The following is a 22,445-nucleotide window of genomic DNA, read 5'->3' as shown; positions in this document are numbered from 1 at the left end:
TTCACGGCTGCGCCCCGCCAGCCGCCCCCCTCATCTCTGGGAGTCGTCATGCTCCTTCACCATGCCCGCATTCTGATCATCGGCCTCGGCGTCAGCGGCGAAGCGGCCGCACTGTGGTGCGCCTCTCGTGGCGCGTCGGTGACCGTCACCGACACCCGTAGCCACGATGACCTCGCCCCGGCGCTGAAGCGGCTCTCCCACCTGCCGATCTCCTACCATCTCGGTACGCCCCCGCCCGCCCCCGAGACCTACACGCTGATTGTCCGCAGCCCGGGAGTTCCCCGCGAGCTGCCCCTCCTGCTGGAGGCCCACCGGCGCGGGGTCCCGGTGTGGAGCGAGATGGAGCTCGGCTGGGCCGCCTGCCCCCGGCCGATCACAGCCGCGGCCATCACCGGGACGAACGGCAAATCGACCACGACTGTCCTGCTCGGCGACCTCATGCGTGCTGCCGGCCGCACCACGCACGTGGCTGGGAACATCGGCCATCCGCTCACCGCCGCCGCACCCGGCATCCAGGCAGGCGACTGTGTCGTCATCGAGGTCAGCAGCGCGCAGTTGGAGGACTGCCACAGTTTCGCGCCGCGCGTCGCGGTGCTGACCAACATCCGGCCCGAGCACATGGACCACTACACCTGGCAGCAGTACGTCGCCGCCAAGGCCCGGATCGTGCGCAACCACACCCCAGCCCACGCCACCATTGCCAACTACGACGACCCGATGTGCCGCCAGATCGCCGAGTCCACCCCTGGCCGCACGATCTTCTTCAGCACCGCCGGGCCCCTTCCGCACGGGGCGGAAGGAGTGTTCTGCGACGGCTCTGACATCGTGGCCCGCTACGACGGCTCCCGGATGGTCGTGTGTGCTCGAGCAGAACTCCGCCTTCCCGGTGTTCTGCCCAACCTCATGGCCATGATGGCGGCCGGGCTCGTCGAGGACATCCCGGCCGAGGTGATCCGCCAGGTCGCGGTCACCTACGCAGGCCGTGAACATGTCATTGAGCACGTCGCCACCGCAGCCGCCGTGGACTACTACAACGACAGCAAGGCCACCAACCCGTGGTCCACTCTGCACGCCGTCGACAGCTTCGCCGACCGGCCCGTCGTGCTGATCACCGGCGGTAAGGACGACAAGGACGCCGACCTCACCGCGCTGGCCGAGGCGCTGCCCGGCCGCGTGCGGCACCTCATCACGATGGGACAGACGGGGCGGCGTACCGCTGAGGCCGCCCGCCGGGCCGGCCTGACCGCCGTCACCGAAGCTGACAGCCTGGCCGAGGCTGTCGACCAGGCCTACCGGGTCGCCCTGCCCGGTGATGTCGTGCTGTTCTCCCCCGGCGCCAACAGCAAGGACATGTTCTCCGACCACCGCGCCCGCGGCCACGCATTCAAGCGGCAGGCGCGCGACCTGCTCGCTCGCGACCGCGCCCTCCACCCCGCGGGCCGGTGACGAACCGTGGAGCGACTGCAGATTCAGCTCGACGAGACGGCGGTGCACGCCAACCTCGCCACGGTGCGCCGTCTGGCCTCACCGACGACCACGATCATGGGAGTGGTCAAGGCGAACGCCTACGGGCACGGCCTGGAGACCGCCTCCAGACTGTTGATCCGGCACGGCGTCCAGGAACTGGCCGTGGCCACCATCGACGAGGGGTGCCGGCTGCGCGAGGCCGGCATCCACGTGCCCGTCACGCTCCTCGCCCCGGTTACCGCGGCCTCCGCGCGTGAGGTGGCCGCGCGCCGGCTGCGCCCCTCCCTATCCTGTCTGGCGGCCGCGCGCGACCTGCACCGCGCCGCCCGCGCCGGGCGCCGCCCGCTGCCCGTCCACATTGAGATCGACACCGGGCTCGGCCGGTACGGCTGGCCGGCCATGCGCACGGCGCTGGCACCGCTGGAGCAGCTGGCCGCGCTGGACGGGCTCGTCGTGGCGAGCGTCTACACACACCTGGGTGGCGCCTGCCGCGCCGCCTTGGCCGACCAACTCCGGCTGTTCGACCATGCGTACGCCCAGGTGGCGGCCGTGCTCGGCCATCGTCCCCGGCGGCATGCGCTGGCGAGCTCGGCGATGTCGGCGGGGCTGTGCCATCCCACCGCCACCCAGCTGGTCCGCCCCGGCGCCCTGCTGTATGGGCTGGCTCCCTGCTACGGCGATATCCCCTCGCCCCGCGGGCTGCGGCCGGTGCTATCGGCGACCTCACACATCGCACACCTGACCGAACTGCCTGCCGGCGCGAGCATCGGCTACGGTGCCGCCCGCCGACTGCCGGAGCCTGCGCGGATCGCCGTGGTGCCGGCGGGATTCGCCGACGGCATCCCCCGGCAGCTCGCCGACCGCGGCCGGGTCCTGATCCGCGGCCGGTATGCCCCGATCGTCGCCACCGTCGGCATGACACACCTGACCATCGACGTCACCGACATCCCGCACGCGTCGACCGGGGACACCGTCACCCTGATCGGTGCCCAAGGCGCTGCCGCCATCGACGTCTCGGAGTGGGCCCGCCTGACCGGCACGATCACCAGCGATGTCCTCACCCGCCTGGCCCCCGCACTTCCACGCGCCGTCACCCTGATGCCGAACGCACAAGGAGCGCTGTCCGCATGACCACCACGACCGGCGCCAGCCCGTTCGTTCTCGGTACCAAAGCCCAGACGCTACAGAAGCTCCGCGGCCGGCTCGCCACCGCCGAGATCGCCGACCAGGTCACCCTCACCGTCGGCCAGTGGCGGCGCGACCGGCCCCACTGCCTGGCCACCGTCGCGGACGCCCTGGCCGCAGAGCCCCTCATCGTGCGCAGCAGCGCCCCCGCAGAAGACCAGGAAGAAGGCTCCTGCGCTGGCCTGTACACGAGCGTCCCGCACGTACCCGACGGATCGCCTCACGCGCTGGGCCAAGCGGTGGACGCCGTCATCACCAGCTACACCCGCCGCCACGGCGACGACGTCGACGACTTCGAGGTCCTCATCCAGCCGATGCTGCAGGGCGTGACGTACGCCGGCGTGGCGCTCACCCGTGACCTCGTCACCCGCGCCCCCTACCTGGTCGTCAACTACGACGATAGCGGCGACACCGACACCGTGACCAGCGGCAGCGGCGCCGTCCCGAAGCTGGTGCGCATCCACCACGACACCCCGGCACAGGCGTTGCCGGCACCGCTCGACCAGGTGGCCGCGACCGTCGCCGAGCTCATCGACCTGCTCGGCCGGTCCGCCCTCGATGTGGAGTGGGCCATCAGCCGTGGCCGCCTGTTCGTGCTTCAGGTCCGTCCGCTGCCCGGCGGCGAACGTGACCATCGCGCCATCGACGCCAGCGTCGCCGACGAGATCACCGGCATCCGGCAGACGCTGCGCGCCCGCCACCCGGCCCGGACCGGCCTGTACGGCAGCCGCACCGTCTACTCCACCATGGCCGACTGGAACCCCGCCGAGATGATCGGCGCTCACCCCCGCCCGCTGGCGCTGAGCCTCTACCAGAGGCTCATCACGCGTGAGGTATGGCGCGAGGCCCGCGCCCGACTCGGGTACTACCACCCCGCGCCGCACCAGCTCATGGCCACCTTCGCTGGACGGCCCTACGTCGACCTGCGGGCCGACTTCAACTCCTACCTGCCCGCCGACCTCGACCCTGAGCTGTGCCACAAGCTCATCGACTGCTTCCTCAACCGGCTGACCGCCGATCCTGAGGCCCACGACAAGGTCGAGTTCTTGATCTGCCCGAGCGCGCTGGCGTTCGATTTCCCCCGCCACGCCGCAGACCTCGCCGCCGGCGGCCTCGCCAAGGGCGAGATCGAGCAGCTGCGCGCCGCCCTGGCCCGGCTGACCACGGCAGTGGTGCTCGACCGAGGCGGTCAGCTCGCTGTCATGCATGAGCGGATCTCCCAGCTGCCTGCGCGCCGGCAGGCGCTCGTGGCCAGTGGCATGGATCGGCTGGCGCTGGTCGACGCGCTGCTGGACGATGCCCGCCACTACGGAACACTGCCGTTCGCGGTGGGAGTGCGGGGCACGTTCATCGCCACCGTGCTGTGGCGCACCCTGTACACGAGCGGGGTCATCACCCGCGACCAGCACGACCGATTCCTCGCCAGAATCCCGACGGTGGCCACCGGCTTTGCCGCCGACCTCACCCGAACGCAGCAGGGGCAGCTGCCTCGCCAGGAGTTCCTGGCCCGCTACGGGCACCTGCGGCCGGGCACCTACGACATCACCGTACCCAGCTACGCCGCGGCCCCGGATCTGTATCTTGCACCCGCCCGCGCCCAGCACATCCGCCCAGCGGCCGACGCGCGAGGCGCGCTGCCCGACCAGACGATGCGGCGCATCGACACCGCCCTGGCCCGCAACGGCCTCGACTTCACCGCGCAGCACCTGCTCGCCTTCACCCGAGAGATGACCATCCGCCGCGAGGCGTACAAGTTCGCGTTCACCGCCAACCTCAGCATCGCCCTGGACCAGATCACCGCGTGGGGCCGGCAGCACGGCCTTGACCCCAGTTGCCTGTCCTACCTCACCGCAGAAGACATCCTCGGCTGTGCGCACGCCAGCGTCACCATCCATGACTCCCGCCGTCTGCGCCGCCTTGCCCAGGACAGGCGGCGTGCGCACACCGCGCAAGCGCCGGTGCACCTGCCCGACGTGATCGCTCGCGAGGCCGACGTCGAGGTGGTAACCAGCCGGAGCCGGCCGAATTACGTCACCGACAAGGCGGTCACCGCCGCCACCGTCGTGATCACCGGGGCTCAGCTCGCCGCCACCTCCGACCTGGCCGGACGCATCGTGTTCACCGAACACGCCGACCCAGGTTTCGAGTTCCTGTTCAGCAAGGGAATCGCCGGGCTCATCACCCGATACGGCGGAGCAGCCTCGCACATGGCCATCCGCTGCACCGAGCTTGGCATTCCCGCAGCGATCGGATGCGGGGATGCGTTCGCGCACCTCGTCCGCGCCGTGGACGGCACCGGCATGCTCACGCTGGACTGCGAGCAAGAGCTGATCGTTCCCGCCGGGGGCACGCCGACCCTCTAACCACCCGCCCCCTGCTCCTGCGCCGGCGAGGTCGCCCCCTTACCCAGTCGTGAGACGCCCGAGGCATACCGAGCCTCTTGCCCAGCATGGGCCCCGACCGCGCCGGCCCGAGCGCAGAGCACGAGGAAACCATGATCCATCCACGCGATTGCGTCACCCGCCTGCTCAATCGAGCGGTTGCCGACCGGGTTTTCCCCGGCGCGGTGTGGGCCGTTGGTAACGCCCGGAACCTGCTCGACGTCGGCACTTGCGGGCTGGCCGACCCCACCGATCCCACCGCGACAATGCGGGCCAGCACCATCTTCGACCTTGCCAGCCTGACCAAGATCGTCGCCGTGTGGGCGGTCATCGGCTCCCTGTGGGAGGAGCAGGTGCTGCCCCTCGACGAGCCCCTGGCCGCGTTCTGGCCGGATGTCGCCACTCACCCCGTGGGCCGCGTCACGTCACGCCACCTGCTCGCCCATACTGCTGGACTACCCTTACGTGCCAACCTGCGACCGTCGTACGGCACCGACCCAGGAGCCATCCGCACCGGCATCCTGCACGCAGCGTTGCGCCGCCCGCCGGGCCAAGCCGTCGAATACACCGACCGTGCCGCTCTCATCCTCGGCTACCTCACCGAACATCTCACCGACACTCCACTGGACCGGCTTGCACGCTCACGGATCTGGCTGCCGCTGGGGATGACCCATACGCGGTTCGGCCCGCTTCCTGCCCCGCTGGCGCAGCGGTGCGCCCCCACCGAGTACGACCCCGGCACCGCAGCCCATCTGAAGGGCAGTGCCCACGACTACTCAGCCCGCGCGCTCGGTGGTGTGTGTGGCAGCGCCGGCGTCTTCTCCGTCGTCTCCGATCTCGCTCGGTTTCAGCAATATCTTCTTGCCCCCGCCGCCAGTCCGATTGGATTCGGGGAGTCATGGGTCGCTGAATCCTTGCGCATCCAAACAGGGAACCTATCCCCATCTCGGGGGCTGTTCTGGCACCTCGTGCCCGACACAGGTTCCCGCAAGGACATCTACGTCCACCACGGTTTCACCGGAACCAGCATGTGGCTGTCCCCGTCACAGGAGCGATGGGCTGTCCTGCTCACCAACAAGATCTATTTCACCCGGTCTAGCGAATCCATGATCGCCATCCGCAAAGCCTACCGTCGGCTGGTATTCGGATCCCCTACGAGATCGCTAGCGTGATCGGTCCCGCATCATCAGCCGAACTAGCTTTCCGCCGGCGACGAGCCCCTCCAGCTCCATCGCGTACCGAAGCAGCCTCGTCCCCTTGTCCTCCTCCACGCTGGCGCCATCCTCACCACCGCAGGCTCGCGCCGGGCGCCGCTTCCTCGACGGCTGCTTGGGCTTGGCCATCGGGTGCGCTCGGGTCAGGCTCTCGTCCACCTCCGGCAGCCCGGTCACCGGAACATCCGGCGCCCACGGCCACACCACCGGCCCCGGATCCTCCTCGAGCGCGGCCGTCAGGCTGGTGCCCGCCACCGCGGCGTTGACCACCGCCGTGGCGGCGGCCGCGTACCGGGCGATCCCCTGCCAGCGCAGCTCCACCAGCTCCGCCGCCTGCTCCTCCAACACGGCCCGGTATCGGTCAGCGGCCTGCGCCACTGCCACGCCGTACGCGGCCGCGGCCTTGTTCCTCCTGGCGGCGATCCGCGCCAGCCCGCCCCGGTCCGCCGGCACCTCCACCATCTGCCCGCCCGGCTGCTCGTCGAGGCGGGCCAGCTCGGCGCGGGTCTCCTTCAACAGCGCCGTGGCCGGCCACGGCGCCTCACGCAGCCGCCGCAGCTCGCGGTCGATCTCGACGGGCCACACCAGGGCGCCGTCCGGATCAGGCGCGTTCACGCCCGGGTAGAGCCGCGCGTACCCCCGCCAGTTCGCCGCGTAGTGGGCGCGGCCGGCGTCGGTGAGCCGTAGCAGCCACGGCCCAAATTCGCCGCCGTCGGCTGGCGTCTCGGCCACGAACGGGTCCGGCGCCCGCCCGAGCAGCCGCTCCCACGGCCCGTTCGCCCACTTGACGCGCAGCCCCTCCGGCCCGGCGGCGTGCACGTCGACGAGCATCGCCCACAACGCCTCCGACAGCAGCCCACGCCGCGGCGCCAGCGCCCGATCGGGGTCCAGCCCACCCGCCCGGCACGCGGCCCGGCCCAGCGTGGTCAGCTTCACCTCGAGCCGGTAGCCGCCCAGCAGGGCGGGCTTCTCCCGGGTCTCGATCAGCCCCCGCCCCTGCAACGCCTCCAGCGTGGATCCGGCGCCCGGGTCACGCACACCACGGCGCTGCAGCGCGCTCTGGAGCTTGCCCAACTGCGCGAGGCCGCCCACGTTGCCGTACTCCAGCCACCGCCACTCACTCGCCGGGGGCGGAGTCTCGCCCCGCCCCCACGCGCCCTTCCAGAGCTTCTCGGCCGCCTGGTCGTGCTCGTAGATGACCCGCATGTACTCGCGCTGCCGCTCGTTCAGACCGTCCCACACCGCCACGGCGCGTTTCGAGGGGGGCATGACCGCGACGCTACCAACCCGGGGACGGCGTCACACGATCATCCGGCATCCGCCGCCGTGCCGTCATCGACCTCGCGCAGCTCCGTGAGCGGCACCACCTGCTCCAGCTCGTGCAGCTGGTAGTAGCCGGGCACGTCGACCGCGTGCCCGTCCCGGGTGACCTTGTACCAGATCTCACCCTCCCGGGCGTCAGGCTCTCGCATCCGCGCGAACAGCCAGTGCGCGCTGCCCCGGGTCAACCTCACCGGCTCCACGCGCAACCCATCCGGCCCCACCAGATAGCGCACCCTCCCAACGATACGCGCGGGCCTCACCTGACACAGCAGCCTGAGGCCAACACCTGTCCGGCTTTCGCTGTCAGGCGTGGTGCAGCGCTGGCACGGGGCAGGAGTCAATCCTGGACACGGGAATGTAGTGGTGCTTACAATAAGTGTGGCGGGCAGCGACCTCCGCCCCAGACAGACCGGAGCACCCATGCCAGAAACACCAGCCAAGCCGTCGAGTAAGCCCACGCCGGCCATCACCGAGGCCGAAAAGGCCGGCCGCAAGGTGATGAACCGATATGTCCGCGAGGGGTTGATCAGCCGCTCCGAGGCCAACAGGATCCTGAAGTTCGCCCTGCCCTTCGTGCCGTCCATACTCGCCCAGGCCCGTCTCAACGGCCGCTCTCCTGAGTGGCTCACCAACTACTTCCAGCACAAGCGGGCCGAGGCCACCCGCCCCGCCCATGTCGTCGCCGCCGAGGTCTACCTGGCGATGTGGGCGGGCCTGCAGGTGGACTACGCCAACTACGTCAACGAGACCAGGCCGAGAACATGACGACCGGCGAGCCGGTAGACGTGGGAGCACTGCACGCGCTGCTGGCGGCGCTGCCCCGTGTGAAGGTCACGCCCGCCACCATCAGCCAGGCCATCATTGACCGCTGGTATGCGGCCCGGGAGCGGTACCTCGTCCAGGCCAGTGCGGCCGCGCTGCTCGCGCAGCAGATGGCCGCCCACGCCTACTGCGACAGCCACCCCACCGAGCAGGCACAGGCCGACTGCCCGTTCTGCGCGGACCGGGCAGCGTACGAGGCGTGGCTGGCCGCTGGCGGCCACGACTACCGGCCAGCTCCCCACGCGGGCCAGTCGGTGTCGCTGGATGAGCTGAGGCGCGAGCATGAAGGGGATGGATCATCGTGACTGGCGTCTGCCCGAACTGCCGAGAGACCTACTCGGTGCCGTCCCGTCGGGGGTCCAAGGTGGGCAACTACTCTTGCCCCCAGTGCCAGGTGCCGCTACAGGGCCGGGGTGCGGGACGGAAGCGAGAGAAGTACTGCGACGTGCTGCGCGGCGGCCTGTTCGTCTACGCCGACGGCGACGGCGATACCAGCGTCCACTACATGCGGCTCACCAGGCCGATGGTGCTGGCGCCGTGGGAGCCGTGGGCGGGCACGCCCTGGATCACCGAGCCGACCGAGTATGACCAGCGGATCATCCGCCGGTGCGAGGGTAAGGTGTTCGGGCCCGGCGTCGTCGTCTCCCGCCGGGAGGTGACGGGAGACATGCCCGCGCAGTACGGGGGCCGCTGGCCGTACCTGATCCCCGCACCCGACGGGTCCGCCCCGGCCGCGCTCGTGATCTCCAACGGGCCGGTCAAGCAGGTGAAGTGCAAGGCGTGCGGTGACCTGCTCACCGAGCCGTTCCCGCGCCCCAGCACGGCCTGGGAGCCCGTACGGGGCGACTACCGGCCGTCCCGCCGGCGCGGCAGGATGCCGACCAAGCCCGGCCCGCACCCGGCCGGATCCCCCGCCTGCGTCCGCTGCTACCCGGCCGCGTGGCCGGAGGCCGTCCAGGCCGAGCACCGAGCAGATGTGGACATCTGGTGACGCTCATCGAGAAGGCCGAGAAGCTCGCGCTCAACAGCGCGCACGTGACCGCGTTCGATACCGCCCTGCAGGCGGCCGTCACGGCCGACGGCCATCTGCGGATCGCGTTCCCGTCCAGCCGAAACGGCGCCTGGGTGGATCACGGCGACGGCCACGACGGCTACCGCGTGATGGTCGGCCTGACCCGCTGGCACTTCCCGCCGGAGCTGTGGCGCTCGTACGTGGCCGTCGACTACGTCACCGATCACACACCTGAGGTCAGCGGCACCGTCCTTTACACGGAGGTCGCGCCGCGCTTGGCACGCAACATCGACCACCTGGTGGAGCTCGCGCTCACCGCGATCCGCGAGCACCACGCCAACCGCGATCGAGAGGACACGATGTGACCACGCACACCGGAGAACTGCCCCGCCTGCACGAGGAGGCCGCCGCCTACTCGGCGTTCCGCGCGGTCACGCCTCACAAGGGTCGCCAGTACACCATCTCCGAACCCGTGTCTGGGGGCCGCGAGACCATGAACCGCCTCTTCCGTCAGGCCGCCGCCGTGGGCTACGTCCATCCGGCCAACTGCGACGCCGGCAGCGGCTGCTACGCCGTGCTGGACGTGCTCGACGGAGACGACGAACCGGTTCAGGAATACTGCATCCCCACCGCCGCCGCTTTCGCGTGGTGGTACCGCAAGCTGGGCCTGCGGGTCGCTCACACCGACGGCGACCCGCTCCCCGGCCGAGAGGACCAGGCATGACGGCTTCGCAGCACGAGTGCACCGCTGAGGAAGTGGACGGCTACCTGGACCCGGGCACATGCGAGGGCTGCGAGGGCTGCGTGGGCGCGGTCTATGACCAGATCGAGCATGGCGTGGAGATGGGGAACCTTACGGAGGAAGAGGCTCACGACCAGCAGGTGCGGTTCGGCCAGTTCGGAATCTTGCCGTGACTCCCCCGATGATGGACCCCTACTTCTGGCCGCGCGGTTCGGTGCCAGAGTTCAAGCCGACCGCGAAGTGTCGCCACTGCGGCACCGGAATCAAGCAGCTGCCCAGCGGCGCTTGGAACGACGCCGACGGCTTCACGGCTTGCGTCAAAGCACCCGCGGACACCGTGCCCCAGCCCGGCTTCCACGGTGTCACTCACGAGCCGATGCCCGCCGGGCTGGATGGCGCACCGGCGCCCCGGGCGACAGAATAGAGAACAGGCCACAGCGGCCTTCGAGACGCGACCCTCGACACGACAAGGAAGGATCTCTTCATGACCGCTAGCGAGCTCACGAGCGTCAGGGGACGCCACTATCCGGCGCCTCCGCCCGGCCTCGACGGCGAGACTGACGCCGGATACACCAACCGGCTGCTCTCCACCGACGGGCCGTACAACCACCACCGGTTCCGGGAGTGCGCGCTTGGCTTCCACCGCACCTGCTCGTGCAACGGCAACAAGAACGGCGGCTGCGGCTGCCCGCACCACAGCGAGCCGCTCCTGGCCGGCCCGATGCACGCCGGCGCGGCCACGCTGGCCGAGCTGTGGTACCTGCCGGACGCGACCGCCGACCGCGTGATGCGCATCGCGGCCCCGCTCGTCGAGGCGGGCAGCGAGGGCGCCGTGGCGTGGGTACGCGAGCAGGTGAGCGCCGCCTACCAGTCCGACATCGGGGACTCGCTGGCCACCGACGTGGTCAGCATCCTGCTGGACGTCCGCAGCAGGGACGCCGCCGCCCGGGACGGGCTGCGCCAGGCCGGGCCGGAGGACGTGCGGTGAATCTGTTCGGTCGTAATCGCAAAGGCCGCGAGGCGCAGCGGCGGCAGATTCCGCTAACGGAAGAGAACCGGCCAGAGATTCAGAAGGTGGCACTGGCGGCGATCAAGTCGGTGCACTGCACCGGCGAGTACGGGCTGGACGTCACCCAGACTCCCAGCGGCGTCATCCTGGAGATCCACATGCTCTACCCGTGGCGAAACGACGCAACGCGCGCGGTTTGCACCGCGCTGGAAACCTTCGGCTACGTCGGACGGCAGACCGGCGACGGCCTCATCATCATCACTGGCCGCGAGGTCACGGGTGCTCAGCCGGACACGGTCGAGGGGGTCGACCAGCAGATCGACGCACTGCTGGAAGTTCGCGACAACCTGATGCGTAACAGATGAGCGAAACGATGGACGCGGTCCGCTGGCAGGTGACCATCACCTGTCGGTGGCCCCCGCGCGTCTCCGGCTACGAGGACGACACGTTCCACTTCAGGCCCGACCGGCTGCGTGACTTCTACCTGTCGATGCAGCCGCTCGACGACTTCGAGCTCACGTTCACCACAGGGCAGGTGCGGTTGCGGTTCACCTACCTGGCCAGCACCAAGGCCAGCCGGTGGTACGTCGAGGGGCCGCTACGCAACTCCCTGCTCAAAGTCCACGAGCAGGCCGCGTACGCGACGACGGTGCTGGCCACGGTGCTCGGCAACGCCTACTTCGAGATCGAAGGCTGGCGAGGCTCCGCCGGGCCGGACACGAGGCTGCCCGGCCCGGTGCGGGTGCAGGTCGTCGAGCTATCGGAGAGGAGATCCCGGTGAGCACCGAGCAGGACACGGTGGCCGAGGTGGCCTGCCAGCTGCGCCGGTACTTCGGATCCGGCGCCAACCTCGACTTCGAGGGCGCCGCCCGTGATGTGATCGTCAGGTTCGGGCCGTCCCCGCGCATTGGCATCGGCATCAGCGCGCAGTTGGATGCCATCGCCGGACGGCACACCCTTCCCGAGTCCCTGTCCCCTCCGGACCGGCCGGAGCGGCCGTGCTGGGAGGACGGGTGCCGCCATGACCACTGATGGCGGTGCTCGAATGGAGGACCGGGAGGAGCTGACCCAGCGGCTACAGGAATCGCTGGAGTCGTTCGACTCCGTGGTGGCCGCGCGGGCCGAGGAGATCGCGCGGGCCGCCGCGTCCCACTTCAGGCCCGATCGGAAGTAGGCTCAGGCCCGGGTGGTCCGGACAGACAGGATGATCAAGAACCGGTGCTAGCTCCCTGGTCTGGTTGGGGGAGTTTTGGTGCCTATGACACCGGTCGCCACCTAAGAAAGCCCCCAGCTTTCGCGGGCCGGGGGCTTTCGTTTTGCCCAGGTCAGACGCCCAGAGGCCCGGCCGGCGGCTCCCAGAACCAGATCACGGGGAGCGCCAGGGCGAACGCCGGGCCTGGTGGAGCTGCATGCACAGGACACCCCGCCGACCGGGTAACAGCAGGACCAGGCGCCCCTCGCTCGAAGCGGGGGCGCCTTGCCGTTTCGTTTGAAAGGATGGGCGGAGCCCCCCCGTTCGACCGTCCGGAGGATGATCAGGATGAGCGAGACGCCGGCGCGACTGCCGAGGGGTGCGCGCCGGAACGCGCCGCCGGGGCACGTGGAGCGGGAGATGATGCGGCTGTTCCGGTCGCGTGAGCGGAATGGTGTCCCGCAGTGGGATCTACCGCACCTGTTCGTGCCGCTGCGCTGGGACGGCAGCCGCATGTCGGCGGGGCCGGCGCACCAGATCGAGGTGACGACGCGGCCGAACGCCTACCCGGACCTGCTGGCGGGCCTGGCCAGCGACGACGCTCACGAGCAGGCGCGGCTGGCGCGGGAGGGCGAGGAACCGACCCTGTACGGCTACATGCTGCTGCAGGAGATGTACAGCGTCGAGCACAGCCCGGCCACGGCGACGCCGTTGGAGGAGCGCCGCTGGAAGCGGGACAGCGCCGAGCGGCGCTACCACGAGCGTCCGGACGCCCGGGAGTCCTGCATGGTGCTTGCTGCCGACATCGACGGCCGATACTGGCAAGCGATCCGGTTCCGGCACACCCCCAAGCAGGTGCGGCGCATGTTCTGGCAGAGCGTCGACTCGCCGTGCATCTCCAAGAGCCGTGAGCACCGTGGCGCCAGGTTCCCGGGCGGCATCTCCACGATGACGATGATGCGGATCGCTAAGGCGCTGGCGATGGTGCTGTACGGCGACCAGGTGCGAGCGCCGGCCGATGCTGAGGTGGTGTCTCTGCGCGGCTGAGGAGAGCAGCTGTGCGGAGTCAGGTCATCGTGCGGATGCGGCTGCGCGGGGGCGGCTTGAAGTCGACGCGCATCTGCCAGTGTCCGGGCGGGGTGAGCGTCTCCCCGCTGGGGCGGCCGCATGGGCATGACCAGAGTGAGACGGCGTCACCGGGGAGTGGCGGCCACAGGTCGAACAGCAGGTGCTGGATACGCGGTTCGGTCTGGTCTTGCGTCCACGACTCGATGCAGAGGTTGTGCGCGACGCCGCCGTCCAGCACGCCCGGCAGGGTGAGGTCGGTCCAGCTGGTGTCGCTGTAGCAGCCGCGTCCCCTGACGCGGTAGGAGCGCGGCAGCGTCAGGTACACGAACAGGCCGCGCTGGCCGGCGAAGTTGACGGTGCCGAAGTTGGCTTGCAGGACGCCGGGGTGGACGGGGGCCAGCTGATCGTGGCGGGCTTCTCTCTCGTCGGCGAGACGCTCGGCGTCCTGGGCGCGCAGCGCGGCGGCCTCGTCGGCGGAGCGGCGGGCCGAGCGTGCGGCCCAGGACGCCACGCCGAGGGCCAGGATGCCGCTGGCGGCGCCGATGATGCCGGTCACGTCTCCGACAGCCACGTCAGCCTCGCACGACCGGGACGATGCCCAGAGCGCCGCCGGCCTTCCACACGCTGCTGATGACCTCGTGCACGGAGACGGTGCTGATCCAGTTGTGGGGAGGGCCGACCAGGAGCCAGCACTCCCCCGCCTTCAACGCGGCCCGGGTCCAGCCCGGGGTGGTCATGCCGCCGCCGTAGGCGAGCGGCCGGGAGAAGGGCCATGTGACGGTGAACGCCTTGCCGGGGCCGATGACGACCTGCCAGCCGGGGGCGGCGGGTTCGACCATGAGCGTGGCGGCGTTCTCGGGGCCGTCCACGCGCAGTTGCGGCAGGCCGTACCGTTTCACGATCGGGATCATGTAGTCGCGGGAGCGGTCGTCGTCGCCGTACACGTACAGCAGCGGCACGGGCAGGGTGTCGCTGAGCATGCCGTGGTAGGCGATGTCAGCGTCGGCGTGGAGGTCGCTCACGATGCGATGACCTTCGTGCTCATGACGCCGATCAGGATGTCCAGGGCGTAGTCCAGCGCCTCCTGTCGGCTGGCCCGATCCAGGGCGGCGGCGGCGTGTTCCCACGTGGTGGAGTCGGTACTGGTGGCGGTGTCGACGGCGGTAGCGATCGGCCGGACGGCCGGCGGGAGCTCCTCGATGCGGCGGGCGACGCCGACGTACTGCTCACAGAAGCTGCGTTCGAGCGTCCAGGCCATGGCCGCAGCGTGGGCGATGACGCGGTGGTCGCCGAGCAGGTCACCGATGTGGGCGCGCTGACACGTCTGGCAGCCTTCGAGCGCGGCGCCGAGCAGCCGGCCGAATCCGACCATGTCGGCCTGCTGCGGGCTGCCAGGGTGGATGGCCGGGAGCGGCACGTCGCTGTGGGTGTGCATCAGCGCTGCAGTCGAGACTCGGGGACCCGGGCGGTCCTCCGGGCGGCGATCATGTCCTGGAACAGCTGGAAATGGGCGTCGTCGAGGAACGGCAGGCGGCTCATGTCGGCCGTCGTCCGTCGCCCCCACAGGCCCGCCGCGACGCGCAGCAGGAACTCCTCGGAGGATGACCAGGGCTCGTCGAGCAGGGGATCCCAGTCGACGCCTGAGGCGTCCGCGTGGCGGACGAACCTGTCGGTGTGAACGATCGGGTCGGCGAGCAGGACCGCGAGGGCGGCGTGCTCGCCGCTGCCGGCCTGGGCGGACCGGACGCATTCCTCGTACAGGGGGGCTACGACCAGGGGGAGTCTGACGGTGGTCATGAGGGCGACGATACTTGGCAGGGCTGACAGGTGGCGGCGGTTTGCGCGGGAGGGGTCGCCGGTTGCGCGTGCGGCGCGGCCGGCGGGCCCGTGCGTTCGGCAACGCGCGCGCCAAACTCCCGAACCGTGCGTTCGGCTTCCGTTACGCTGCGCTCATGTTAAAAGATCAGGGGGACGCGCTGTGGATCGTCTCCACGCGTGACCCGACAACACTCCTGTATGCCAGCTGACATGGGGCCCGCTGGAGTGGTACGCCAGCGTGGCCGACGTCCGTGAGACGGCGTTGGACCTGCTGCAGTGCGCGCTCTACGCCGAGCTGGCGTTGACGCTCGTCACGAAGGTCGGCCTGCCGCCTGAGGTTGTGTCCCGGGTGACCAGCGACATTCTCACCCTGGCGGAGTCGGGCAGAGGTAAGCGCCACTTCGGGTGCAAGTCGACCATCACCCTGGTCCCGGCCGGGTCCTCAACCCGGCGTGAGGCGATGGTGATCCTGCAGCGCGGCTCTCAGAAGGCGACGGTGTCGGCGGCGGAGGCCCGCGAGATGGCTCGTGTGTGGCTGACGGCGGCCGAGGCGACCGAGTCGGACCAGATGGTCACGGAGGCGCTCACCAACGTCGGCCAGATGGGCGCGGGATGGGTGGAGAACTTCTTCTCCTACCTGCGGCAGGTGCGCGGAGGGTCGGCCATGGTGGATCGGATGGCGGACGAACTGCTGCGCGACGCCGAGGCCGAGCAGGGGCCTGGTGCGGCGCCGGGCCAGGCCGGTTAGGCGCTGACGGGCATCACGGCGGCGGCCGCTTCGTAGGCGAGGGTGCCGATCACCATGTCGCCGGCGAGGCGGCCGCCGCCGTTCTGCCACAGCGCGCGCATGCACTGCACGCCGACCACGGCGGCCTGCCGCCATTCCTCGCTGGTGCGGCTGCTCACCTCCAGGTCGGCGGTGAGCGTTTGGAGCTGCCGTAGTAGCGGCTTGCCGGGCCCCTGGTGGGTGTACCAGCCTCGGCCGCGCGCATCGCACACGATGGCCCAAGCGGCCTGCTCCTCGATGCTGCGGGCGTGGGGGCCGTCCTCGACGTTGGCCGTGAACGGGTCGGAGACCCGCTCGACGCCGATGATGGAGCGGGTGACGGGAGACCAGCCGAGCACCGTCGCGAACGCGAGGTGCAGCGCGTTGTGCCAGCGGTAGCCGTCGTGGCGGCCGTGGTCGCTGAGCGGGCGGCCGACGGGCCGCAGGTTGATGCTCATCTGCACGAGCTGGCCGTGCGGGCTGGGGTAGGTGACGAACTGGGCGTCCACGGTGCGCGGCAGCTGCTCGCGCGGCTCGCTGGAGTCGTCGAGAAATCCCGTCACGAGAGTCTCCTTCGGGGTGGTGGCGGGGATCTGCCAGGGCGGGCCGTACTGGCGGCGCACCCGGCTGGAGCCGCCGCGCTGGGCCCGGGTCTCCTCCTGGGCGTGGAACAGCGCCTCAGCGTGGGCGATCTGCTCCGCAGTGGCGCCCCCGGCGCGGAGGTTGTTGATGTGTCGGCGGTGCTCCCGACTTCGCAGGGCACGCACGCGGCGGTTCTCGATCTGGATGCCAGTCCGTTTCACAATCCATAGGCTCACGCCGTGTTGCGCATAAGTCAAGCATAATCAAGAAAATGCGCCGCATCGGCTACGCTGGAAGTGCCAGGTCTCGCACCCAGTAAGTGATCCCCGCTCCTGATGCGCATCAGGAGCGGGGATTGTTTGCAATCGTGCTCGCATCTTGCGAGCATGAGAGCGGTGATGCGAGACCACAGACGGAAGGATCACCATGCGGATCAAGTTCCTCTGGAAAGACCAGGACTCCGGCGCCGGCGGCTGCCCCGCGCTCTACGAGGCGCCCGGCGGCTACGTCGTGCAGGGCAAGGTCCTCGACGAGGCGACCCGAGCCCAGCTGCGTGACCTGGCCGGCGACGAGGACGCTATCTTCGTCCCCGCGAACGTCATCGACCGCGTGCGAGGCACGGTGTGACCACTCGTCGTACCCTCACCGCCAACGAATTCGGGGAGGTCCTGCACGAGTTCGAGCACACGGCGTTCCGCCTCGAACTGCAGGACGCCTACCAGGAGCCGACGGAGACTGAGCTGTTCGCGGCATTCCTGCGCCAGCAGCCAGTGCCACCGACGTCGGTCCCCGAGTTCCGGCAGTGGTACGACCGGATCGCTGACCACGTCCGGCACGGAAAACGTGTTGAGCGCGTCCGCGTTCAGCAGGAGCCTCCCACCGACTACCAGCGGTTTGAGCGGTGGCTGGACACCTGGAACATCGGCGCGGGCGAGATCATGCGCTATCTGCCCCGGCCAGCAGCATTCGAGATCGGCCTGCTCCCGAGCGCGGGCCGCGACGACTGGTGGCTGCTCGACTCGGCAAGACTGATCGTTATGCAGTTCGATGACGCGGGACGGCGTATCCGGACCGAGCTCGTGGAAGACGCCGACACCGTGCTTCAGGCGTGCATGTGGCGGGACCTGGCAGTCCACCACAGCGTCCAGGCCCACCTGGCCGCGCCCGCCTAACAGAAGGAATGCAAGTGGATTCGATTCAGGAGTGGCTGACTCAGCCGGAGGGGATAGCGACCCGCCTGCGCATCATGCGCGCGCAGGCGGATCTCTCCGGCAAGGATCTGGCCGACGCGCACGGCTGGGCACAGTCCAAGGTGTCACGCATCGAGACCGGCAAGCAGCTGCCCTCCCCCGAGGACATCCGCGCGTGGGTCGAGACGTGCGGCGGCACGGCCGAGACCCTCGCCGAGCTGGTCACCATGCGCGAGGAAGCCCAGGTGGTTCACGCCACGTTCAAGGCCCGAGTGCGCCACGGTCAGAAGGAGGTGCAGGAGAGCTACAACGACTTGGTCCGCCACTCGCGCCTTGTCCAGCACTTTGAGACCATCTTCATTCCCGGCCTGCTGCAGGTGCCGGCCTACGCCAAGCGTGTCCTGGCCGAGATGAAGTGGCTCCACGGAATGGAGATTGACGACGTTGACGCGGCCGTCGCGGCGCGCATGCAGCGCCAGCAGATGATCTATGACGAGGGGAAGGAGTTCGAGTTCCTGATTGCCGAGTCGGCGCTGCACACGCTGGTCTGCTCACCTGCGGTGATGCGGAGTCAGCTCGACCGGCTCCAGACCGTCATCGGGCTGAACCAGGTTCGATTCGGCATTCTGCCCATGCACGTCGAGCTGGACATCATCCCGCAGAACAGCTTCCAGATTTACGTCCGCGAGGACGGGCCGGTAGCGATCGTGGAGAGCTTCCTCAGCGAGCACCGCTACTTTGATGAGAAGGCCGAGACCTACAGCCGCGTCCTGGAGAGGCTGTGGGCCAACGCGATCACCGGTGACGACGCTCGCGATCTTCTCCTCGCGGCCGCCGTCGCACTGCCCACCTGACATCAGGCATCACCGCTGGCGGGACGCGACCCCCACCACGACAGATGGAGGCATCACCATGCCGCAGACGGAACGTGCGCACGTCCTCGGCCCTGTGACGAAGTAACACACCCGCCCGACTACGAGCACGACTACGGCCTGCCAGGTTGCTTCTGGCAGGCCGTAGTCGTCGCAGTACGGACACGGCATGCTGGCCTGGTGACCGCTGAACATCAAGATCCCCCGGCGCAGACCGGCCCAGCGCTGGAGGCGCTGCAGCAGGAGATTGAACGGATCCGGCAGATCGCTGATCCCGACCTGCGTGGCCGTGAGGTTGGGCGACTCCAGAGCTACCTGCAGGAGGCCGTGACCGACCTGTCGGGCATTCGGCGCGGCGCCATCGACGACCTGAAGGCCCAGGGCGTGATCCCCGCAGAGATGGCGCGCAGCTGGGGAATCAGCAGGGCGCGGCTGAGCACGCTCGCCGGCCACGGGCCTGGCCCCGAGCGTGGCCTCTTCGTGTCGACGCCGCGCCCCGGCGCCACCCTGACGATCGCAACCGTCCGCAGGCGGGCCGCCAGGTCTCAGCCGGCCGCGCCGATGCTGGCACGCGACGCCGTCGCGAAGATTGATCGCCTGCTGTCTGGGATGGGCATGACCACGGCAAAGGAAGTGATCACCGCGACGGGCTGGCTCGATCTGAACCGCGACGTTGCCGTGCTGGCCTCCCCGCGAGCGTCTCCGCTGATCGCTCAGGCGGTCACGGCCGATCCGGCGATCAAGTGGCGGCGCGACGGCGACGGGCGGTGGATTCTGGTCGACGTCACCAGCGGCGAGGAGTTCCGATCGGGGTTCGACGATGAGCCGCACAGTGCGTCCGCCTCGCGGGTCTGCTACGCGCATCTCGGCCGGATCCGCCGGCCCGACGGCGCGGGCGGCTGGCTCTACGTCGGCGGCATGCACGAGCCGGGCACGGCCGGCGCCGTCGACTTCCTGGTCGGCCATGTGGAGCTGCTCTGGGAGAAGACCCGCCGGCACCAGTGGTCAACGATCGTGCGGGTGGAGACTTCCACCGACGGCGCAGCCATCCTGAGTGCCGAGCTGGCCGTTCCCATCCACATCTACGGAAGACGCTGACGGTACTGAACGGGGCGATCCCTACCAGCCAGCCTGGTGGGGATCGCCCCGGTAGCGTCGATCCCCACGGACCTTCTCACCCCTTCAACTGCCGGGGCAACGGCGCGCGCTACCGCCGCGGACGGGAACCTACCACGGGACGTCGCGCGCGTCCCTGGATACGCGTATGGCCCGCCAGAGACGCCTCTGGCGGGCCATACGCATGCCGAAGGGACTACGTCATGGGGTGGGGCAGCAGGCCCTCAACCTCGCTCTGGGGCGGATCGGTCTCGACGTAGAGCGAGGCGATCGCGCCCGGGTAGTCGGCGCGCAGCTTCTCCTCCCGGGCCTGAGCGAACGCCTCAGCCTCGGCGCGGGTCGCGTTGGGGTCGTACCACTCCAGCAGGATGCGGACGCGGCTGCTCATGAGCTCTCTCCTGTCTGCCGGGGGTCGCGACCCGGCCGGTCGGTGGTCATCGGGGAAGGGCGAACAGGACACGGGCGGTGGTCGGTGTGATGGACAGTCGGGCCGGGTCGACGTCGCTGTCGAGGTCGAAGGCTCGGCGGACATCCTCGGCGGTTCGGCCACCGTAGAAGCCGCGCAGAGTGCCGCCGGGGTTACGGACGGTCCAGTGGTTGGGGATGACGTCGTCGGGCTGCAGGCCGCCACCGTAGCCGGGCACGTCCTTGACGCAGCCGCCGCAGGTGAGGGTAAACAGGCGGCCGTTCGCGTACACCTCGAACTCGACCGGGAACTGGTCGTGGCACAGCGTCAGACCGATGCTGCTGCCAGGCCGGATCGGCTCGGTGGTGATGACGATCTCGCTCACGCCCCCTCCTCCGTCTCGGCGCGCTCCAGGGCGGCCTCCAGCGCCTCCGGGGAGGCGTACTGCCAGACCCGGCGCCGGTCGTGCGCGCTGCGGAACGCGGTCCGCACCTTAGTCCGGCGGCCCTGCTCCAGGATGTGCTTCAGCGTCGCTCTGACGTCGGAAGCATCCGGCGCGGTGAGCAGGTCGGCGCCCTCGTCGATGCACAGCACCACCGGCACGTCGGTCTGGCCGGGGAGGTGCTTGCCGTCGTTGCCGGCCATCAGCTTGGTGCGCGCCTCGATGACGCTGTGCAGCGTGCGCAGCATCTTCGCCACCTCGGCCGTGGTGGTGGCGGCGTAGTCGACGCCGTCGGGGATGCGCGGCGGCATGGCGCCGCTGATGAGCCACCGCACCTCCCCCCGGCAGGCGGGGCGGTCGGGGCGGCGGGCCTTGAGGTCGACCAGCTCGAAGGTGCGGCTGCGGGCGATCTCCGCCATGACGGCACTCACGACGTTGGATTTGCCGGGTGGTCTGATGTGTTCGGTCATGGAGACGCTCCTTAGAAGATTCGGGCGACGTGGCCCTGGTTGGCCAGCCGGTTGATGAGCGCGCACTGGCCGCACGAGCGGTCGGCGAGCCCGACGGGGTCGATCCGGACGTTGCGGCCCTGCTGGCGGGAGATGAGCTTGGACGCGAGCTCGGCGGCGGCCCGCTCCAGGCTGGCGTTGACCGGGGCGTGGCCCTGTTTGAGGTGCCGGTGGGCGTCCTTGACCGTCTGCTCGCGCGAAGAGGGGGTGCTGACCCAGCCACTGTCGGCGCCCTCGTGGCACACGGTGCAGTGCCAGGTGATGACGCCCTCGGGGCCGGACACCTTCTCGTAGCCGGGCGAGGAGGGGTGGCTGGAGCCCTCGTAGACGACGACGCCTTCCACCGTGAAGATCACCCCTTCCAGGGTGTCCCGCCACCAGCCGCCCTTGGGCCGGATCCTCTCCCACGGGCCGGTGAAGGGCCAGCCGAGGTAGAGGGCGCCGTCCGCGCGGTCCAGGTCGAGGGTTGCCTGGCCGCGACCGTAGCGGGTGACGGCGGCGGCGGTGTCGACGTAGACGGCGCCGTACAGCGGCGACTCGAAGTGGATGAGGCCGAGGTCGCCGCTGGGCCGGTGCTTGGACTGAAAGGTGGTGGCGATCTCGGCGTAGTCGGCGTGGTCGACAGGGATGACGTTGTAGGTGCTGATGCGCCAGGTCTGGTCGATGTGGTTGTCGGGGGGCAGATTCATGGTGGTCCTTTCGGGTGGGTTAGTAGCGGCCCGCCGCCGATAGCGGCAGCGGCTGACGCAGGGAGTGGTTGGGCAGGAACCGGTCGCGGTTGAACGGGGGCGGGTTCTCGACGTAGTCGCCGCTGCCGGCGCAGGCCGGGCACGTCACCCAGCGGTCGCCCACGGTGGCCTCTCCGGCGGGGTGGACGTCCTCCTCGCCGCCGCAGAAGGTGCAGATGCGGGCGTTACGCCAGTGCTCGACGATCTCCTGTCCGGTGCGGATCGCGCCGCACGCGCACACGTAGCGGACGTGGCTGGGAGTCGACTCGTCGTAGTAGCGGGTGACGCGGTGCCGCTCGCGGGCCTCGTACCGGCCGTAGGTGGCCACCTTGCCCTTGTTGGGGCCGTCGGGGATCTCGTACTCGATGTGCGCGAACGACGACACCAGGATCCGGCCGGGCCGGTCGCGCATGCGCTCGCTGTCGTGGTCGAGGACGCGCCGCATGGCGTCGAGCTCGGCGGCCGTCCCGGTCTGGTGCTCCTCTGCGGGCTGGATGCCGAGGCCGCCGAGGTAGACGCGGACGCGGAAGACGGTGGCGCGCTGGTAGGCGTAGACGCCGTCGGCCGGGGGCGGTTCTCCGCCGTCACGGTGATTGGTCAT

General features: G+C 69.9%; 33 protein-coding genes. 21 read left to right on the top strand and 12 right to left on the bottom strand.

The window, feature by feature from the left end; all coding sequences use genetic code 11:
• The first annotated feature begins 48 nt into the window (after positions 1-48).
• From murD to AB0G11_RS26445, 4 genes are all read left to right on the top strand, one after another.
• On the top strand, positions 49-1,446 hold the full coding sequence (gene murD, locus AB0G11_RS26460) for a UDP-N-acetylmuramoyl-L-alanine--D-glutamate ligase (RefSeq protein ID WP_357588923.1): 1,398 nt from the start codon (positions 49-51) through the stop codon (positions 1,444-1,446).
• Positions 1,447-1,452: 6 nt separating this feature from the next.
• Positions 1,453-2,598, top strand: coding sequence for an alanine racemase (gene alr, locus AB0G11_RS26455; RefSeq protein ID WP_357588921.1), 1,146 nt, complete (start codon positions 1,453-1,455; stop codon positions 2,596-2,598).
• On the top strand, positions 2,595-5,015 hold the full coding sequence (locus AB0G11_RS26450; RefSeq protein WP_357588920.1) for a PEP-utilizing enzyme: 2,421 nt from the start codon (positions 2,595-2,597) through the stop codon (positions 5,013-5,015). Before alr ends, AB0G11_RS26450 begins: the two co-directional genes overlap by 4 nt.
• Positions 5,016-5,101: 86 nt before the next feature.
• The gene (locus AB0G11_RS26445; protein ID WP_357588919.1) at positions 5,102-6,205 is read left to right on the top strand and encodes a serine hydrolase domain-containing protein; all 1,104 of its coding nucleotides are present in this window, start codon (positions 5,102-5,104) and stop codon (positions 6,203-6,205) included.
• On the opposite strand, the gene AB0G11_RS26440 is transcribed toward AB0G11_RS26445, so the two are convergent.
• Together AB0G11_RS26440 and AB0G11_RS26435 are read right to left on the bottom strand one after the other, a co-directional pair.
• A complete protein-coding gene (locus AB0G11_RS26440) occupies positions 6,197-7,516 on the bottom strand; it encodes a hypothetical protein (protein WP_357588917.1) in 1,320 nt (439 codons plus the stop codon). The two genes, AB0G11_RS26445 and AB0G11_RS26440, sit on opposite strands and share 9 nt — an antisense overlap.
• Before the next feature lie 38 nt (positions 7,517-7,554).
• Entirely contained in the window at positions 7,555-7,803 is a 249-nt protein-coding gene (locus AB0G11_RS26435) for a hypothetical protein (protein WP_357588915.1), read from the bottom strand.
• 187 nt (positions 7,804-7,990) lie between these two features.
• Here AB0G11_RS26435 and AB0G11_RS26430 point away from each other — a divergent pair, with 187 nt between their 5' ends.
• The 12 genes from AB0G11_RS26430 (at position 7,991) to AB0G11_RS26375 (ending at position 13,394) form a co-directional block, all read left to right on the top strand.
• Positions 7,991-8,335: a hypothetical protein gene (locus AB0G11_RS26430; protein WP_357588913.1), complete on the top strand. Its 345-nt coding sequence runs from the start codon at positions 7,991-7,993 to the stop codon at positions 8,333-8,335.
• A gap of 20 nt (positions 8,336-8,355) precedes the next feature.
• Positions 8,356-8,697 carry a hypothetical protein gene (locus AB0G11_RS26425; RefSeq protein WP_357588912.1) on the top strand — a complete coding sequence of 114 codons (342 nt, stop codon included), beginning with the start codon at positions 8,356-8,358 and terminating at the stop codon, positions 8,695-8,697.
• A 140-nt stretch (positions 8,698-8,837) separates the two neighbouring features.
• Positions 8,838-9,383 (top strand): hypothetical protein, encoded by a 546-nt coding sequence (locus AB0G11_RS26420; protein ID WP_357588910.1) that lies wholly within the window; start codon positions 8,838-8,840, stop codon positions 9,381-9,383.
• Positions 9,380-9,769, top strand: a complete 390-nt coding sequence (locus tag AB0G11_RS26415; RefSeq protein WP_357588908.1) for a hypothetical protein — start codon at positions 9,380-9,382, stop codon at positions 9,767-9,769. The genes AB0G11_RS26420 and AB0G11_RS26415 overlap by 4 nt, the downstream gene beginning before the upstream one ends.
• A complete protein-coding gene (locus tag AB0G11_RS26410; RefSeq protein ID WP_357588906.1) occupies positions 9,766-10,128 on the top strand; it encodes a hypothetical protein in 363 nt (120 codons plus the stop codon). Before AB0G11_RS26415 ends, AB0G11_RS26410 begins: the two co-directional genes overlap by 4 nt.
• Entirely contained in the window at positions 10,125-10,319 is a 195-nt protein-coding gene (locus tag AB0G11_RS26405) for a hypothetical protein (RefSeq protein WP_357588904.1), read from the top strand. The genes AB0G11_RS26410 and AB0G11_RS26405 overlap by 4 nt, the downstream gene beginning before the upstream one ends.
• A gap of 311 nt (positions 10,320-10,630) precedes the next feature.
• On the top strand, positions 10,631-11,134 hold the full coding sequence (locus AB0G11_RS26400; protein WP_357588902.1) for a hypothetical protein: 504 nt from the start codon (positions 10,631-10,633) through the stop codon (positions 11,132-11,134).
• Positions 11,131-11,520, top strand: a complete 390-nt coding sequence (locus tag AB0G11_RS26395) for a hypothetical protein (RefSeq protein ID WP_357588901.1) — start codon at positions 11,131-11,133, stop codon at positions 11,518-11,520. The genes AB0G11_RS26400 and AB0G11_RS26395 overlap by 4 nt, the downstream gene beginning before the upstream one ends.
• Positions 11,517-11,936, top strand: a complete 420-nt coding sequence (locus AB0G11_RS26390) for a hypothetical protein (RefSeq protein WP_357588899.1) — start codon at positions 11,517-11,519, stop codon at positions 11,934-11,936. Before AB0G11_RS26395 ends, AB0G11_RS26390 begins: the two co-directional genes overlap by 4 nt.
• Positions 11,933-12,187 (top strand): hypothetical protein, encoded by a 255-nt coding sequence (locus tag AB0G11_RS26385; protein WP_357588897.1) that lies wholly within the window; start codon positions 11,933-11,935, stop codon positions 12,185-12,187. The genes AB0G11_RS26390 and AB0G11_RS26385 overlap by 4 nt, the downstream gene beginning before the upstream one ends.
• Positions 12,177-12,329, top strand: coding sequence for a hypothetical protein (locus AB0G11_RS26380; RefSeq protein ID WP_357588895.1), 153 nt, complete (start codon positions 12,177-12,179; stop codon positions 12,327-12,329). Before AB0G11_RS26385 ends, AB0G11_RS26380 begins: the two co-directional genes overlap by 11 nt.
• A 366-nt stretch (positions 12,330-12,695) precedes the next feature.
• Positions 12,696-13,394, top strand: a complete 699-nt coding sequence (locus AB0G11_RS26375; RefSeq protein ID WP_357588893.1) for a hypothetical protein — start codon at positions 12,696-12,698, stop codon at positions 13,392-13,394.
• Between the two features lie 19 nt (positions 13,395-13,413).
• Here the strand turns inward: AB0G11_RS26375 and AB0G11_RS26370 are convergent, their stop codons facing one another.
• The 4 genes from AB0G11_RS26370 to AB0G11_RS26355 are packed head-to-tail and all read right to left on the bottom strand — an operon-like array spanning position 13,414 to position 15,212.
• Entirely contained in the window at positions 13,414-13,986 is a 573-nt protein-coding gene (locus tag AB0G11_RS26370; RefSeq protein WP_357588891.1) for a hypothetical protein, read from the bottom strand.
• 1 nt (position 13,987) lies between these two features.
• Positions 13,988-14,437, bottom strand: a complete 450-nt coding sequence (locus tag AB0G11_RS26365; RefSeq protein ID WP_357588889.1) for a hypothetical protein — start codon at positions 14,435-14,437, stop codon at positions 13,988-13,990.
• Entirely contained in the window at positions 14,434-14,850 is a 417-nt protein-coding gene (locus tag AB0G11_RS26360) for a hypothetical protein (protein ID WP_357588887.1), read from the bottom strand. The genes AB0G11_RS26365 and AB0G11_RS26360 overlap by 4 nt, the downstream gene beginning before the upstream one ends.
• Positions 14,850-15,212, bottom strand: a complete 363-nt coding sequence (locus AB0G11_RS26355; protein ID WP_357588885.1) for a hypothetical protein — start codon at positions 15,210-15,212, stop codon at positions 14,850-14,852. The genes AB0G11_RS26360 and AB0G11_RS26355 overlap by 1 nt, the downstream gene beginning before the upstream one ends.
• A gap of 259 nt (positions 15,213-15,471) precedes the next feature.
• Here AB0G11_RS26355 and AB0G11_RS26350 point away from each other — a divergent pair, with 259 nt between their 5' ends.
• Complete coding sequence (locus tag AB0G11_RS26350; protein WP_357588883.1) at positions 15,472-15,981, top strand: hypothetical protein; 510 nt, start codon at positions 15,472-15,474, stop codon at positions 15,979-15,981.
• On the opposite strand, the gene AB0G11_RS26345 is transcribed toward AB0G11_RS26350, so the two are convergent.
• Positions 15,978-16,802 carry a hypothetical protein gene (locus AB0G11_RS26345; protein ID WP_357588881.1) on the bottom strand — a complete coding sequence of 275 codons (825 nt, stop codon included), beginning with the start codon at positions 16,800-16,802 and terminating at the stop codon, positions 15,978-15,980. The genes AB0G11_RS26350 and AB0G11_RS26345 overlap by 4 nt on opposite strands.
• Positions 16,803-17,007: 205 nt before the next feature.
• Between AB0G11_RS26345 and AB0G11_RS26340 the strand changes: the two genes are divergently transcribed.
• From AB0G11_RS26340 to AB0G11_RS26325, 4 genes are all read left to right on the top strand, one after another.
• The gene (locus tag AB0G11_RS26340; RefSeq protein WP_357588879.1) at positions 17,008-17,208 is read left to right on the top strand and encodes a hypothetical protein; all 201 of its coding nucleotides are present in this window, start codon (positions 17,008-17,010) and stop codon (positions 17,206-17,208) included.
• The gene (locus AB0G11_RS26335; RefSeq protein WP_357588877.1) at positions 17,205-17,753 is read left to right on the top strand and encodes a DUF6879 family protein; all 549 of its coding nucleotides are present in this window, start codon (positions 17,205-17,207) and stop codon (positions 17,751-17,753) included. The genes AB0G11_RS26340 and AB0G11_RS26335 overlap by 4 nt, the downstream gene beginning before the upstream one ends.
• Positions 17,754-17,767: 14 nt before the next feature.
• Positions 17,768-18,625 (top strand): helix-turn-helix transcriptional regulator, encoded by an 858-nt coding sequence (locus AB0G11_RS26330; protein ID WP_357588875.1) that lies wholly within the window; start codon positions 17,768-17,770, stop codon positions 18,623-18,625.
• 198 nt (positions 18,626-18,823) lie between these two features.
• Positions 18,824-19,741, top strand: a complete 918-nt coding sequence (locus tag AB0G11_RS26325; RefSeq protein WP_357588873.1) for a hypothetical protein — start codon at positions 18,824-18,826, stop codon at positions 19,739-19,741.
• 214 nt (positions 19,742-19,955) lie between these two features.
• Here the strand turns inward: AB0G11_RS26325 and AB0G11_RS26320 are convergent, their stop codons facing one another.
• From AB0G11_RS26320 to AB0G11_RS26300, 5 genes are read right to left on the bottom strand one after another with little or no spacing between them, the layout of a single operon-like run.
• Entirely contained in the window at positions 19,956-20,147 is a 192-nt protein-coding gene (locus AB0G11_RS26320; protein ID WP_357588871.1) for a hypothetical protein, read from the bottom strand.
• 46 nt (positions 20,148-20,193) lie between these two features.
• Positions 20,194-20,550 (bottom strand): hypothetical protein, encoded by a 357-nt coding sequence (locus AB0G11_RS26315; RefSeq protein ID WP_357588869.1) that lies wholly within the window; start codon positions 20,548-20,550, stop codon positions 20,194-20,196.
• Entirely contained in the window at positions 20,547-21,077 is a 531-nt protein-coding gene (locus tag AB0G11_RS26310; protein WP_357588867.1) for a hypothetical protein, read from the bottom strand. The genes AB0G11_RS26315 and AB0G11_RS26310 overlap by 4 nt, the downstream gene beginning before the upstream one ends.
• Before the next feature lie 11 nt (positions 21,078-21,088).
• Positions 21,089-21,805, bottom strand: a complete 717-nt coding sequence (locus tag AB0G11_RS26305; RefSeq protein WP_357588865.1) for a hypothetical protein — start codon at positions 21,803-21,805, stop codon at positions 21,089-21,091.
• Between the two features lie 19 nt (positions 21,806-21,824).
• Positions 21,825-22,445, bottom strand: a complete 621-nt coding sequence (locus tag AB0G11_RS26300; protein WP_357588863.1) for a hypothetical protein — start codon at positions 22,443-22,445, stop codon at positions 21,825-21,827.

Origin of the sequence: Nonomuraea sp. NPDC023979, assembly GCF_040639085.1 — a bacterium.
In the GTDB taxonomy this organism is placed as follows: domain Bacteria; phylum Actinomycetota; class Actinomycetes; order Streptosporangiales; family Streptosporangiaceae; genus Nonomuraea; species Nonomuraea ceibae.
This window is presented reverse-complemented; position numbering and strand designations above follow the sequence as displayed.

Coding starts and splice junctions, on each gene's coding strand:
- murD (WP_357588923.1), top strand. CDS start 49: ATGCTCCTTCACCATGCCCGCATTCTGATCATCGGCCTCGGCGTCAGC.
- AB0G11_RS26450 (WP_357588920.1), top strand. CDS start 2,595: ATGACCACCACGACCGGCGCCAGCCCGTTCGTTCTCGGTACCAAAGCC.
- AB0G11_RS26445 (WP_357588919.1), top strand. CDS start 5,102: ATGGGCCCCGACCGCGCCGGCCCGAGCGCAGAGCACGAGGAAACCATG.
- AB0G11_RS26440 (WP_357588917.1), bottom strand. CDS start 7,516: ATGCCCCCCTCGAAACGCGCCGTGGCGGTGTGGGACGGTCTGAACGAG.
- AB0G11_RS26430 (WP_357588913.1), top strand. CDS start 7,991: ATGCCAGAAACACCAGCCAAGCCGTCGAGTAAGCCCACGCCGGCCATC.
- AB0G11_RS26405 (WP_357588904.1), top strand. CDS start 10,125: ATGACGGCTTCGCAGCACGAGTGCACCGCTGAGGAAGTGGACGGCTAC.
- AB0G11_RS26400 (WP_357588902.1), top strand. CDS start 10,631: ATGACCGCTAGCGAGCTCACGAGCGTCAGGGGACGCCACTATCCGGCG.
- AB0G11_RS26390 (WP_357588899.1), top strand. CDS start 11,517: ATGAGCGAAACGATGGACGCGGTCCGCTGGCAGGTGACCATCACCTGT.
- AB0G11_RS26380 (WP_357588895.1), top strand. CDS start 12,177: ATGACCACTGATGGCGGTGCTCGAATGGAGGACCGGGAGGAGCTGACC.
- AB0G11_RS26375 (WP_357588893.1), top strand. CDS start 12,696: ATGAGCGAGACGCCGGCGCGACTGCCGAGGGGTGCGCGCCGGAACGCG.
- AB0G11_RS26360 (WP_357588887.1), bottom strand. CDS start 14,850: ATGCACACCCACAGCGACGTGCCGCTCCCGGCCATCCACCCTGGCAGC.
- AB0G11_RS26355 (WP_357588885.1), bottom strand. CDS start 15,212: ATGACCACCGTCAGACTCCCCCTGGTCGTAGCCCCCCTGTACGAGGAA.
- AB0G11_RS26340 (WP_357588879.1), top strand. CDS start 17,008: ATGCGGATCAAGTTCCTCTGGAAAGACCAGGACTCCGGCGCCGGCGGC.
- AB0G11_RS26320 (WP_357588871.1), bottom strand. CDS start 20,147: ATGAGCAGCCGCGTCCGCATCCTGCTGGAGTGGTACGACCCCAACGCG.
- AB0G11_RS26310 (WP_357588867.1), bottom strand. CDS start 21,077: ATGACCGAACACATCAGACCACCCGGCAAATCCAACGTCGTGAGTGCC.
- AB0G11_RS26305 (WP_357588865.1), bottom strand. CDS start 21,805: ATGAATCTGCCCCCCGACAACCACATCGACCAGACCTGGCGCATCAGC.
- AB0G11_RS26300 (WP_357588863.1), bottom strand. CDS start 22,445: ATGACCAATCACCGTGACGGCGGAGAACCGCCCCCGGCCGACGGCGTC.